This window comes from Nocardioides convexus (assembly GCF_011090295.1).
This window is the reverse complement of the sequence record NZ_JAAMYA010000001.1, coordinates 4,047,296-4,059,766: the sequence shown is the minus strand read 5'-3', so window position 1 is coordinate 4,059,766 and position 12,471 is coordinate 4,047,296. Positions and strand designations below refer to the sequence as shown.

Sequence of the window (12,471 nt, the reverse complement as noted above, 5' to 3'; positions counted from 1 at the left end):
CCACTGAGGAGTGACCCTGTGAGCACCAGCCCGCTCAAGGTGGCCGTGACCGGCGCAGCCGGCCAGATCGGCTACAGCCTTCTGTTCCGCATCGCCAGCGGCGCCATCGCCGGCGACCGTCCCGTCGAGCCTGCGCCTGCTCGAGATCGAGCCGGCCCTCAAGGCCCTCGAGGGCGTCGTCATGGAGCTCGACGACTGCGCGTTCCCGAACCTCGCCGGTGTCGAGATCGGTGCCGACCCGGAGAAGATCTTCGACGGCGTCAACCTCGCCCTGCTCGTCGGCGCCCGCCCGCGTGGCCCGGGCATGGAGCGCGGCGACCTGCTCTCGGCCAACGGCGCGATCTTCACCGCCCAGGGCAAGGCGCTCAACAAGGTGGCGGCGGACGACGTACGCGTCGGCGTGACCGGCAACCCGGCCAACACCAACGCGCTGATCGCCGCGAGCAACGCCCCCGACATCCCCAAGGAGCGGTTCTCGGCGCTGACCCGCCTCGACCACAACCGGGCGATCTCGCAGGCTGGCCGCGAAGACCGGCTCGGCCGTGACCGACATCAAGAAGATCACCATCTGGGGCAACCACTCCGCGACCCAGTACCCCGACATCTTCCACGCCGAGATCGCCGGCAAGAACGCCGCCGAGGTCGTGAACGACCAGGCCTGGATCGCCGACACCTTCATCCCGACCGTCGCCAAGCGCGGCGCGGCGATCATCGACGCCCGCGGCGCCTCCTCGGCTGCCTCGGCCGCGTCCGCGACCTGCGACGCCGCCCGCGACTGGCTGAACGGCACGCCTGCCGACGACTGGGTCTCGATGGCCGTCGTCTCCGACGGTTCCTACGGCGTGCCGGAGGGCCTCGTCTCGTCCTTCCCCGTCACCACCGCCAACGGTGACTGGGAGATCGTCCAGGGCCTGGAGATCGACGAGTTCTCGCGCGGCCGGATCGACGCCTCCGTCGCCGAGTCTCGCCGAGGAGAAGAGCGCGGTCACCGAGCTCGGCCTCATCTGACCTCGCGACTTGGGTTGCACCCGCACCCGCGGTCCTCAGGGGCCGCGGGTGCGGCGCTTTTCGGGGCGAACCCACAACTCATGGGTGGAAAGCCCCAACTCATGGGCGGAAAGCCCCAAGTCGCGGGTGGGAACCCACAACTCGCGGGGGGATCAGACGGGCTGGTCGGGGATGGTCGCGACGAGCACGAAGAGGACCACGGCCAGGACGACCAGCAGGCCGACGTCGAGCACCCGGTGGCGTACGGCGAGCATCCCCGCGTCCCGGTCGGGCAGGACCAGCCGCAGCGCCGCCGCCAGGCCGAGCCCGGCGGAGACGATGCGCAGCCCGGCCCGCCACTCGGACAGGCTGGCGACCACCAGGCCGCCGAGGATGATCAGCAGGATGCCGATGTAGAAGGCTCCGCCGATCGTGGAGGGGTACCGGCGCGGGCCGAGGGGCTGCTCGCCGTCCTCCTCCGGGACCGGTGCCTGCTCGTTCAGTGCGCTGCCTTCCGGGCCGCGTTCTTCTCCGCCATCGAGACCACGTTGGCGAGCAGCATCGCGCGCGTCATCGGACCGACCCCGCCCGGGTTGGGCGAGACCCAGCCCGCCACGTCCCACACGTCGGGGGCCACGTCGCCCGCGATCTTGCCGTCGACCCGGCTGACGCCCACGTCGAGCACGGCCGCGCCGGGCTTGACCATGTCGCCGGTGACGATGCCGGGAACGCCCGCGGCGGCGACCACGATGTCGGCCTTGCGCACGTGCGCGGCCAGGTCGACGGTGCCGGTGTGGCACAGGGTCACCGTCGCGTTCTCCGAGCGGCGCGTGAGCAGCAGCCCGAGCGGGCGGCCCACGGTGATGCCGCGGCCGACCACGACGACCTCGGCCCCCGCGATCGGTACGTCGTGGCGGCGCAGCAGCTCCACGATGCCGTACGGCGTGCACGGCAGCGGCGCCTCGTTGCCGAGCACCAGCCAGCCCAGGTTGGTGGGGTGCAGCCCGTCGGCGTCCTTGGCCGGGTCGATCAGCCCGAGCACGCGGTTCTCGTCGCGCCCGCGCGGGAGCGGCAGCCTGGACGATGTAGCCGGTGCAGGCGGGGTCCGCGTTGAGCGTGGCCACCGCCTCCTCGATCTCCTCCTGGGTGGCGACCTCGGGCAGGTCCACCCGGAGCGAGGCGATGCCGACCTCGGCGCAGTCCTTGTGCTTGCCGTTGACGTACCACCGCGAGCCCGGGTCGTCCCCGACCAGCACGGTGCCCAGGCCGGGGGTGATCCCCTGCTCCTTCAGCGCGGCGATGCGGACCTTGAGACTCGTCCTTGATCGCGGCGGCGGTCGCGTTGCCGTCGAGCTTCTGTGCAGTCACGTGCTCATCCTCTCAGTGCGGTCCATCAGTAGACGAACCGGAATTCCTTGGCTCCCATGCCGGCCCGGACGGCGGCCAGCAGGCGACCCACCTCGGCGTCGCCCACGCCGTGCTCCGCGAGCAGCCTGCACGAGCCAGCGGTAGTCCTCGGGGCGCTGCCAGAGCCCCACGCGCCGGGTCGGGTCGATCGGAGCCCGGGCCCGGACCAGGAAACGCTCGGCGCGGGAGTAGCCGTAGGTCCCGTCCGGGACCTCGGCGACGTCGAAGGCGATCTCGCGCCCCTCGGCTTCGACCTGCACCCTGGTGCGGTGCTCGTGCTCGTCGTGCAGACCGGTGACGACCACGGCTCAGTGGAAGAAGTGACGGGTGCCGGTGAAGTACATGGTCACGCCGGCGGCCTCGCACGCCTTGACCGTCTCCTCGTCGCGCACCGAGCCGCCCGGCTGCACGATCGCCTTGACGCCCGCGTCGATGAGGATCTGCGGCCCGTCGGCGAACGGGAAGAAGGCGTCGGACGCCGCGACCGAGCCACGGGCCCGCTCCTCCCCCGCGACCAGGGTGTTGGCGCGCTCGACGGCCAGCCTTTGCAGGAGTCGACCCGGTTGACCTGGCCCATGCCGATGCCGACGGCGGCACCGTCGGAGGCAAGCAGGATCGCGTTCGACTTGGCCGCGCGCACCGCGCGCCAGGCGAAGGCCAGGTCGGCGAGGGTCTGCTCGTCGGCGGCCTCGCCGGTCGCCAGCGTCCACTGCGCCGGGTCGTCGCCCTCGGCCTGGAACCGGTCGGCGTGCTGGACGAGCAGCCCGCCGCTGATCGGCCGCGTCTCCACCCCGCCGGCCGCGAGGGGCTCGGCGACGAGGATGCGGATGTTCTTCTTGGCCTGCAGCAGGCTCGACCGCACCGTCGTCGTACGCCGGGGCGACGATGACCTCGGTGAAGATCTCCGCGACCTGGGCGGCCATCTCCTTCGAGACCGGGACGTTGGTGGCGATCACGCCGCCGAACGCCGAGACCGGGTCGCACTCGTGGGCGCGGCGGTGCGCCTCGGCGACGTCCGCGCCGACCGCGATGCCGCACGGGTTGGCGTGCTTGATGATCGCCACCGTCGGCGCGTCCCCGTGGTCGTACGCCGCGCGGCGGGCCGCGTCGGTGTCGACGTAGTTGTTGTAGGACATCTCCTTGCCGTGCAGGCTGCTCGGCGGCCGCGAGCCCGCCGGGGCCGTGGCCGGAGCGGTAGAGCGCGGCGGGCTGGTGCGGGTTCTCGCCGTAGCGCAGCACCGCGGACTTGTCCCAGGTGGCGCCGATCCAGGCCGGGAAGCCGGTGCCCTCGGAGGAGTCGGTGAGGACCGAGCCCATCCACGAGGCGACCTGGACGTCGTACGTCGCGGTGTGGACGAACGCCTTGGCGGCCAGCGCCTTGCGCTCGTCGTAGGTGAAGCCACCGGCACGCACCGCCTCCAGGGTGCGGGCGTAGTCGCCGCCGTCGGTGACGATCGCGACGGAGGGGTGGTTCTTGGCGGCGGCGCGGACCATCGAGGGCCCGCCGATGTCGATCTTCTCGATGCAGTCGTCGATGCCGGCGCCGGAGGCGACGGTCGCGGCGAAGGGGTAGAGGTTGACCACGACGAGGTCGAAGGGCGCGACCTCCAGGCTCCTCGAGCCTGGGCGACGTGCTCGGGCAGGCGGCGGTCGGCGAGGATCCCGGCGTGCACCCGCGGGTGCAGCGTCTTGACCCGGCCGTCGAGGCACTCGGGGAACCCGGTCAGGTCCTCGACCTGGGTGACCGGCAGGCCGAGGCCGTCGATCAGGGCGGCCGAGCCGCCGGTCGAGACCAGCTCGACGCCGGCCTCGTGCAGGCCGCGGACGAGGTCCTCGAGGCCGGTCTTGTCGAAGACGGAGACAAGCGCGCGCTTGATCTGGATGCGGTCGGTCACGGCGGGGTCACTTCCTCATCGGTCGGTACAGGCTTCGATGAGGGCACCCAGGCGGTCGATGCCGGCTCGTCACTCCCCGGTGGTCCCCCACCTGCGCCAGTCGTGTGCCGCCATCGTAGCGGCGATCAGCCGCCCAGCCGAACCCGTCGGCCGTCCACCGTGAAGCCCTCGCGAGCCATCCGGCCGACCGAGTCCACGAGCATCGTCCGCTCGGCGACCTTGATCCGCTCGTGGAGGCTCTCGACGGTGTCCTCGTCCTCCACCGGTACGACGGTCTGCGCGACGATCGCACCCGTGTCCACCCCGGCATCGACGACGAACAGGGTGGCGCCGGTGACCTTCACGCCGTAGGCGAGGGCGTCGGCGGGGCCGTGCATCCCCGGGAACGACGGGGAGAGCGCCGGGTGGGTGTTCACGGTGCGGCCGCCGAAGGTGTCGAGGAAGGACTCCCCCACCAGGCTTCATGAAGCCGGCGAGCACCACCAGGTCCGGCTCGAACGCGGCGACCCGGTCGGCCAGCGCGCGGTCCCAGTGCTCGCGCGGTTCGTAGTCGCCGACCTTGGCGACGAAGGTGGGCACCCCGGCGCGCTCAGCCCGGGCGAGGCCCTCGATCCCGTCCCGGTCGGCGCCGACCGCGACCACCCGGGCGCCGTACGACGGATCGGCGGCGGCGTCGAGGATCGCCTGCAGGTTGGTGCCGGAGCCCGACACCAGGACGACGAGACGAGCGGGCACGGCCGTCACTGTAGTGCCCCTCCGCCGCAGGTACCGCGGGCCGGGACCTGAGGTGGACGCGCCGGGCGCGGTCGCGTCCGTACGGTCGGGCGGTGCGCACCCCGACCCCTGCCCGGCTGGCCGGTCTCGACCTCCTGCGCGGCATCGCGGTGCTGCTGGTGATGCTGCGGCACGCGCTGCCCGGCGCCTTCCCGGGCGCAGGCGTGGTGGGCGTGGTCATGTTCTTCACCCTCAGCGGCTACCTGATCACCGGGGTGCTCGCGCGCGGGACCGGGTTGCGCCGCTTCTACGCACGGCGGGCGCTCCGGCTGGTGCCCGCGCTGGTGGTCCTGGTCGTCGTGGTCGTCGTGGTGACCCTCGTCCTCGACCCGCTCGGCGAGGGCGACCTGCTCGGGGTGACCGTCCTGGTGGCGCTGACCTGGACCGCGAACCTGCCGGGGGTGCACACCAGCGCCGCGACCTTTCACCTGTGGACGCTGGCGACCGAGGAGCAGTTCTACCTCGTGTGGCCCTGGGCCCTGCTGCTCGCCGTACGACGCCGCGCCGGTCCGGTGCTCGCCGGCGCCGCCGTGCTCTGCCTGCTCGCCTGCGTGGCGACCGTGGTCTGGCTGCGCGAGGACCCGGACCTGGCCTACGCGCTGCCCACCTCGTGGGCGGTCTGCTTCGTCGTCGGCGGTGCGACCTGGTGGTACCGGGACCGGCTCCGGCCGTGGGTGGCCGGCTGGCCGGCACCGGCCCTGGCCGGGCTGCTCGTGCTCGGCACGCTGAGCCTGCGCGGGAGCGCGCTCACCTACCTGCTCGCCGGGCCGGCCGTCGCGGGGCTGACCGCGGTCCTGCTGCTCACCTGGGGCAGCCGCGCCCGGCTCGGCGGGACGGCCCTGCGGCCCCTGGTCTGGCTGGGGACGGTGTCCTACGCGGCGTACCTGTGGAACTACCCGCTCACCTTGTGGCTGCGGCCCTCGCTCGACAGCGCGGCCGGGCCGGTCGCCGCGGTGCTGACGGTGCTCGCCGCCGCCGCGTCCTGGTACGCCGTGGAGCAGCCGGTCGCCGCCTGGTGGGCCCGGCGCGAGGAGCTCAGTCGCGACGCCGTGGCAGCCGGATCGCGCTGAGCCGGGTCCGCACCCAGCCGTCGCCGTCGCGCTGCCACCAGCACACGGCGAGCGCGCCGAGGACGCCGCCGATCCCGAACGAGGTGATCGCGTGCAGCAGCACCTCGAAGGTGTACGGCCCGACGCTCGCCATCCGGCCCGGGCCGACGGCACCACCCGCGAGGACGGTCAGCGCGGCGAGGCCCACTCCGGCGGTGATCCCGCCCGCGCAGCCGCGGATCGCGGCCTGGTCCCAGGCGAGGACCGGGCGGTCGCGCTGGACCCGCCCGGCGACGTACGCCGCGAGGAGGACCGGGGTCAGCATCAACCACTCGGTCCACCACGGCTGGGCGCCCTGGTCGGGCAGGGCCGCGAGCAGCGGGAACATCGGCAGCGGGCCGAGCACCACCGCGCTCGTCGAGACGGTGGTGCCGGTGCCGACGGTGAAGCCGGGGCCGAGCAGGTAGGCGCTGGAGAAGAGCGTGGCGTTCGGCAGCACGCCGACCGTCAGCAGGATCATCAGCAGCACCGCACCGGCGTCGGCGTGCGACTGCGAGACCACGTTGGCGGCGGTGGAGAAGTCCAGGACGAAGGCGACCGCGAGGGCGGCCAGGCTGATCACGGCCCAGAGCCGCAGGATGCGGGCGGCGACGAGGACGGCGTCCCGCACACCGGCAGGTACGACGGGCAGCCAGATCGCCGCGCGACCGGACCCGAACGCGATGCCGGTGCCGCCGACCAGTCCCCCGAGCAGGACCGACCAGAGCACCACCCGGGCCGAGACTCGGCGAGGAGGCCGCGGTCGCGGCGACCGCGCAGGTCACGACGCCCACGACGGCGTACCCGGTGGCGAAGAGGGCGGCCGCCAGCGGCACCGTCCAGTCCCGGGCACCGTCGGCGATCCGGTCCGCGTCCGGGCCGTGCCCGGAGACCGACTCACCGACTCGGTGACCGACCCGCCAGGAGACCCAGCCGCAGAGCGCGGTGAGGCCGAGCGGGATCGCGGTGATCCGGATCCCCTCGACGGCGACGGTCGAGCCGTGCGCGAGCAGCCACCCGTGGGCGCCGACGCGCAGCGCGCCGCTCGGGCTGCCCGCGCCGCCGGCGTCGGTGAGGAACCAGCCGACGACCGCGACCGCCAGGCAGACCAGGAGCGGGCCGCCCGCGGCGATCGCGCCGCCGGCGGTGGCGGTCGGCACCAGCGGGCGGCTGGTGGCCAGCGCGCGCCGCAGGTCGGCGTCGGTACGGCCCGTGCCCTTGCCGGATCGTCCGGCGGCACGGCGCACCGGCGGGGACTGGAGCGACGTCATGGTCCACCCATCTTCACGCCGGGACCTTCCCGGACCGGGCCGCCACGCCGACGGGTGGCGGTTCGGGGCTGAGAATCCCCTGAACGGACGGGCTTTCGGGCCGTGCGGGTTGGAGCGGGATCGCCTCGGCGTCGTACGGTGGGGCGGTCATGACCCGCTCCACCACCGCTCCCCCGGACGAGACGTACGTCGGCTCCGGCGACCTCGCCGCCGGCTTCGACGACTTCTACAAGGACGCGCGGGACCGGCTGCTGCTGCAGACCTTCGCCCTCACCGGCGACCTCGCCGTGGCCCGGAGCGCGGTCCGCGAGGCGTTCGTCGTGGCGTGGCACCACTGGCGCAAGACCTCGCGACTGGCGGACCCGGAGATGTCGGTGCGCCCCCACGCCTGGCGCAAGGCGCTGCGCCGCGCCTCCACCCGGCCCTGGCACCGCAAGAAGGACCTCGACGGGGAGGTCCGCGCGGTCCTCGACGCGCTCGGCTCCCTGACGCTCAACCAGCGCAAGGCGCTGCTGCTGACCCAGCTCGCGGCCGTCAGCATGGAGGAGATGGCCCACGAGGTGGGCCTCCCGCTCAAGGCCGCCGAGCGCGAGTGCGCACTCGGCGCCGCGCACCTGGCCACCCAGGCCTGGAGATCCCGACGTCGGCGATCCCGCTCGCGCTCAACGTCCTCTCCGACGCCACCGGCGGCGTCACGTGGCCCCGGGTGACGATCCTGCGCCGGGCGGGCAGCGCGCGGCGCCGGGCGCACACCGTCGTCGGCGCGACCGCCGCCGTGGTCGCCCTCGTCGCGGGCGGCGCGGTCGCCACCGACTCCACCGGCGTCCGGCCGTCGCTCGACCGCGAGGCACCACCGACCGCTGCCGCGCCGCACTCCGCGGGTGCCGCCGTCAACGCCCTCCCCGACACCGCGCTGCTCCCGGTCGACCAGGTGCAGAGCGTCCTCGGCGGCCGGGCCTGGCGCCAGGGCGCGACCTCCGACAACTCCGCGGGTAACGGCCGGGTGCTGCCCTGCCAGCCCGACCGGTACGCCGACCCGCGGGGCACCGCCGCCTGGGTCCGCACCTTCCGCAGCACCAGCCCGAAGGCCGACCGCACCCTCGTGCAGTTCGCCGAGGCCTCCCTCACCGAGAAGCACGCGGAGCGCACCTACCGCCGGACCCTCGGCTGGTTCACCGGCTGCCCCACCCCCGCCGACGACGCCTCCGCCGTGCCGCGCATCCAGACTCATCAGCACCGCCGACGTGCCGGGCGTGGGCGACGAGGCCACGCTGGTCGTGCTCCGCTCCCGCGCCGACCGGACCGTGCACGTCGTCGGGCTGGCCCGCACCGGCATGCTCACCACCAGCGCCGCCCTCTCCGCGCGGATCCCCGTCGGCGCGGCCGACCGCAAGCGGGTGGCCCGGCTGCTGGCCACCTCGGTCGCCCGGCTGTGCACGCTCGAGGACGGCGGGACCTGCGCGAGCACCGCGCCGAAGGCGACCGACCGCGCGCCGTACCCGGTCGGGACGGTGCCGTGGATGCTCTCCGAGGTCGACCTGCCGCCACTCAGCACCGACCAGGGCCCGTGGGTCGGCACCCCCGCCGCCGCGCTCACCAAGGACCGGGTGGACTCCGGAGCCGTCGGCTGCGGCACCGTGCACCTGTTCGGCGCCTTCCGCGGGCAGAAGGTGGTCGACAACCGCTTCCGCACGTTCGTCCTCAGCGCCGCGACCCTGCCGCCCGAGGTCGGGCTCACCCAGACGGTCGGCACCCTGCCGCTCGCCTCCGCACGGGCCTTCGTCGACCGCTTCCGGGCGCAGGTCGCGGCCTGCCCGGACACCGACGCCACCGCCGGCACCGAGGTGGACGAGCTCGCCTCCAGCGGCGACGCCGTCACGGCACTGTCCGCCTGGCACCTCAAGACCGCGCTGCCCGGCGACAAGACCGTCGAGTACGACGTCGCGGTGATCCGCCGTGGCGGCGCGCTCGCGGTGGTCGTCTACGTCGCCGCGCCCAAGGCCCGGATCGCCGACGAGGACTTCGTCGCGCTCGCCCGCCGCTCGCTCGACCGGTTGCGCTTCATCCCCCCGGCCTCCTAGCCTCCCCGGCGGGACCGGACACCCGAGACCCGTCACCGGACCGGTCGACGAAAATTCCTGGATCCGGTGCAACCCTGCTGCCCACCCCGGCGTAGATCCCACGACAGCCCCGCACCGGGGCCCAGGATCGGTCCGAGAGGAGGTCGCCGTGGAGGCCAGTGAGTTCGACGAGTTCTACACGACGTCGTTCCGCCGGGTGACCGGCCAGGTCTACGCGATGATCGGAGACCTCGACGAGGCGACCGAGTGCACCCAGGAGGCGTTCGCACGGGCCTGGGCGCACCGTCGCAAGCCTGGACCGGGCGGCGTACCCCGAGGCGTGGGTGCGCACCACGGCGTACCGGCTCGCCGTCAGCCGGTGGCGCCGCCGCAAGCGCGGGGAGCGCTCCCCCGACCGCGCCCTGCAGGGCAACGGCACGGTCGCGGCCCTCGACGAGTCGCACGTGGCGCTCGTCGCGGCCCTGCGCCGCTTGCCCGAGGCCCAGCGCCAGGCGCTGGTCCTGCACCACATCGCCGACCTCCCCGTGCACCAGGTGGCGGCCGAGGTCGGCGTGCCCGAGGGAACCATCAAGGCCCGCCTCAGTCGCGGTCGCACGGCACTCGCCGCGCTGCTCGCCGACGAGTCCGGCCTGGCCGGAGGAGGGGTCACCCATGCCTGAGCAGCACGACCCGATCGACGAGTCTCACCCGCTTCGGGGCGAGGCTGGGCTCCGCCACCCCAGGAGGAGACATGCCGCGCTCCGCCGCCGACGTACGACGCCGGGGGGACCAGATCCGTCGCCGCCGCAGCGCCCTCGCGGCGGGCGGCGCGGCGCTGGCCGTCGCCGCCGTGGCCGTCCCGGTCTTCGCCCTCGCCGGCAACGACCACCCGAAGAGCGACCGGAACCCCATCGCCAAGGACAAGCCGGTGCTCGCCGTGAGCGACCTGCTCCGCGACGCCGACACCGAGTACTTCCCGGGGCAGAAGGGCGCCTTCACCACGGCGAGCACCGAGCAGGGCGACGCCCAGGCGAGCCTTCCATCCCTGCCAGCGCGAGGCCCTGAGCGCACTCGGGGCGCGAGCGAGCCTCACCCGCTCCTACGACCAGGTCGTCGACCTCGAGCCCGGCATGACGGCCCCGCCGGACGTGCCCGGCGACGGGCTGGTGGAGACCATCGCCGAGTTCCCTGACGCCGCCGCGGCGCGCGCGGCCTACGACGAGATCACCGACTGGATCGTGAGCTCGTGAGGGGCACATCTCCGGCGCCGACACCATCAAGGTCACGCCCCAGGCCCGCTCGGTCGAGGTCGGCAAGGGTGACGCCGTCGTCTACGACCTCACCTGGCGCCCGGCACCGGTGGAGATCGACCCGACCGGCGACGCGGCCTACATCAACGAGACCGGCCTGCTGCTGCAGGACGACCGGATCGCGGTCCTCGCCGTGACCATCGTCGGGCAGGACTACGACTTCGCCCCGGACGCCGGCGGCACCCCCGTGGAGCGGATGCTCCCGACCGCCGCCGAGCGCCTGCTCCCCGGTGCCGGCCCGGACGACGACACCACCCCGACCACCCCCGAGGCCACCGCGACCGCGACGGACGCGCCCGACCCGGCCATCCCGGACGACTTCCCGCTCACCGCGAGACTGGCCGAAGGAGGCCGCGGACGGCGAGGGGCTGAAGGGCCCGTCCCGCAACGCCGCCGCGCTGGGCCTGGAGGCGTGCGGCACCACGTTGCCCGACCCGCGGCACGCGGACCGCCTCGCGGCGTCGTACAGCAACGCCGAGGACTACCGCACCCGTCAGGCTGACGACCTACGCCAGCGCCGACGAGGCGGTCGCCGCGGTCGCGGCCATCCGCGCCCTGTACGACGCCTGCCCCACCGGTCCGAAGCGGGACGACGGCTACACGCCGCACTGGGCGGTGCGCGAGACCCAGGTCGGCGGGCAGTCGTTCGCGGTCCTCGGCTGGGACACGATGGACGGGCAGGCCACGCCCTACGGCGACACCCTGCTCGTCGTCCGGGTCGGCAGCGCGGTGCTCGTCGTCGTCCACTCGGGAGAGGGTGGCGCCCCGAGCGGCGGCGCGGACCAGCGGGCGATCGACCAGATCACCCAGGAGTCGGACGCGGTCGTCGCCCGGATGTGCGCCTGGACCGTCGCCGGCTGCTGAGCCGCAACTTTCTCGCCGCACCTGGCGTCACACACCTACGAACGGCCCGCTCCCGGGCCCCGGGAAAGGAAGAACCATGCGGTACCGCATCGCCCTCGCTGTGAGCGCACTCGCCGCTACCGGCCTGCTCGCCGGCTGCGGCGAGGACAAGGCGGCCGACGCCGGCGACAACCCCACCGAGACGCCGGCGAGCACGCCGGCCGACGCGCCCGAGCCTGACCACGGCCGCCGTGCTCACCGACGACGACACCGTCTACAGCGACGGCGCCGACTGGTTCCGCACCAGTGCCGCCGACGGCGACGGTCAGGACGTCTTCAACCCTTGCGCACGGGAGAGCCTGAAGGGCACCGGCGCCACCCGGGTGGTCCGCGGCGACTTCGAGTCTGCGCAGCAGCGCGGCCGAGGCGCCCGAGGTCAACGGCGACTTCCTGGTCGAGGTCGTCGGCGACTACCCCGACGAGGCCGCCGCCACCGCGGCGTACGACGACGTCACCGGCTGGCTCGCACACTGCTCGCCGCGGCCCCAGGGGATGGCGGAGTACCGCGCGCAGAAGCCGCGGCCGGTGACGGTCGAGGGCGCCACCGCGCAGATCGTGGACGCGACCTACGGGCCGGTGCCGAAGGAGACTCGACCCGACCGGCGACATGGCCTACATCATGGAGACCGGCCTGGTCCGGGTCGGCAACCGGCTCGCGGTGCTGACCTCGGTGATCGTCGGCCAGGACTACAACTTCCTCGACGAGGACGGCGGCACGCCCGTCAACCGGATGCTGCCGAAGGCCGCCGCCCGGATGACCTCCTAGCGACAGCACG

Annotated in this window: 13 protein-coding genes and 5 pseudogenes; 12 read left to right on the top strand and 6 right to left on the bottom strand. The window is 74.0% G+C overall.

Going from position 1 to position 12,471, the window contains the following annotated elements:
• Positions 1-18: 18 nt before the first annotated feature.
• Positions 19-1,008, top strand: a pseudogene (locus G5V59_RS30175) (malate dehydrogenase).
• Between the two features lie 152 nt (positions 1,009-1,160).
• Here the strand turns inward: G5V59_RS30175 and G5V59_RS30170 are convergent.
• From G5V59_RS30170 to purN, 5 genes and pseudogenes are all read right to left on the bottom strand, one after another.
• Positions 1,161-1,382, bottom strand: a pseudogene (locus tag G5V59_RS30170) (DUF3017 domain-containing protein); the annotation flags it as partial.
• 104 nt (positions 1,383-1,486) lie between these two features.
• Positions 1,487-2,355: pseudogene (locus G5V59_RS30165) on the bottom strand (bifunctional methylenetetrahydrofolate dehydrogenase/methenyltetrahydrofolate cyclohydrolase).
• Positions 2,352-2,699 carry a hypothetical protein gene (locus tag G5V59_RS30160; protein ID WP_278258919.1) on the bottom strand — a complete coding sequence of 116 codons (348 nt, stop codon included), beginning with the start codon at positions 2,697-2,699 and terminating at the stop codon, positions 2,352-2,354. The pseudogene G5V59_RS30165 and the gene G5V59_RS30160 overlap by 4 nt, the downstream one beginning before the upstream one ends.
• A gap of 3 nt (positions 2,700-2,702) precedes the next feature.
• Positions 2,703-4,289: pseudogene (gene purH / locus G5V59_RS30155) on the bottom strand (bifunctional phosphoribosylaminoimidazolecarboxamide formyltransferase/IMP cyclohydrolase).
• Between the two features lie 125 nt (positions 4,290-4,414).
• Positions 4,415-5,024: pseudogene (purN, locus tag G5V59_RS30150) on the bottom strand (phosphoribosylglycinamide formyltransferase).
• 92 nt (positions 5,025-5,116) lie between these two features.
• Here purN and G5V59_RS30145 point away from each other — a divergent pair.
• Positions 5,117-6,133 carry an acyltransferase gene (locus G5V59_RS30145; RefSeq protein WP_278258918.1) on the top strand — a complete coding sequence of 339 codons (1,017 nt, stop codon included), beginning with the start codon at positions 5,117-5,119 and terminating at the stop codon, positions 6,131-6,133.
• On the opposite strand, the gene G5V59_RS30140 is transcribed toward G5V59_RS30145, so the two are convergent.
• Positions 6,099-6,881 carry a DUF6350 family protein gene (locus tag G5V59_RS30140; protein WP_278258917.1) on the bottom strand — a complete coding sequence of 261 codons (783 nt, stop codon included), beginning with the start codon at positions 6,879-6,881 and terminating at the stop codon, positions 6,099-6,101. The genes G5V59_RS30145 and G5V59_RS30140 overlap by 35 nt on opposite strands.
• Between G5V59_RS30140 and G5V59_RS30135 the strand changes: the two genes are divergently transcribed.
• The 10 genes from G5V59_RS30135 (at position 6,841) to G5V59_RS30090 (ending at position 12,461) form a co-directional block, all read left to right on the top strand.
• Complete coding sequence (locus tag G5V59_RS30135; protein WP_278258916.1) at positions 6,841-7,494, top strand: hypothetical protein; 654 nt, start codon at positions 6,841-6,843, stop codon at positions 7,492-7,494. The genes G5V59_RS30140 and G5V59_RS30135 overlap by 41 nt on opposite strands.
• Before the next feature lie 77 nt (positions 7,495-7,571).
• On the top strand, positions 7,572-8,132 hold the full coding sequence (locus G5V59_RS30130) for a hypothetical protein (protein ID WP_278258915.1): 561 nt from the start codon (positions 7,572-7,574) through the stop codon (positions 8,130-8,132).
• Positions 8,119-8,418, top strand: coding sequence for a hypothetical protein (locus G5V59_RS30125; RefSeq protein WP_278258914.1), 300 nt, complete (start codon positions 8,119-8,121; stop codon positions 8,416-8,418). The genes G5V59_RS30130 and G5V59_RS30125 overlap by 14 nt, the downstream gene beginning before the upstream one ends.
• A 257-nt stretch (positions 8,419-8,675) precedes the next feature.
• On the top strand, positions 8,676-9,503 hold the full coding sequence (locus G5V59_RS30120; RefSeq protein WP_278258913.1) for a hypothetical protein: 828 nt from the start codon (positions 8,676-8,678) through the stop codon (positions 9,501-9,503).
• Between the two features lie 323 nt (positions 9,504-9,826).
• Positions 9,827-10,162, top strand: a complete 336-nt coding sequence (locus G5V59_RS30115; protein WP_278258912.1) for a sigma factor-like helix-turn-helix DNA-binding protein — start codon at positions 9,827-9,829, stop codon at positions 10,160-10,162.
• Positions 10,163-10,233: 71 nt separating this feature from the next.
• Entirely contained in the window at positions 10,234-10,674 is a 441-nt protein-coding gene (locus tag G5V59_RS30110; RefSeq protein WP_278258911.1) for a hypothetical protein, read from the top strand.
• A 167-nt stretch (positions 10,675-10,841) separates the two neighbouring features.
• Complete coding sequence (locus G5V59_RS30105; RefSeq protein WP_278258910.1) at positions 10,842-11,294, top strand: hypothetical protein; 453 nt, start codon at positions 10,842-10,844, stop codon at positions 11,292-11,294.
• Positions 11,295-11,407: 113 nt separating this feature from the next.
• Positions 11,408-11,656, top strand: coding sequence for a hypothetical protein (locus tag G5V59_RS30100; protein WP_278258909.1), 249 nt, complete (start codon positions 11,408-11,410; stop codon positions 11,654-11,656).
• 76 nt (positions 11,657-11,732) lie between these two features.
• Positions 11,733-12,224: a hypothetical protein gene (locus tag G5V59_RS30095; RefSeq protein WP_278258908.1), complete on the top strand. Its 492-nt coding sequence runs from the start codon at positions 11,733-11,735 to the stop codon at positions 12,222-12,224.
• Positions 12,225-12,302: 78 nt separating this feature from the next.
• Positions 12,303-12,461, top strand: a complete 159-nt coding sequence (locus G5V59_RS30090; protein ID WP_278258907.1) for a hypothetical protein — start codon at positions 12,303-12,305, stop codon at positions 12,459-12,461.
• Positions 12,462-12,471: the final 10 nt, after the last annotated feature.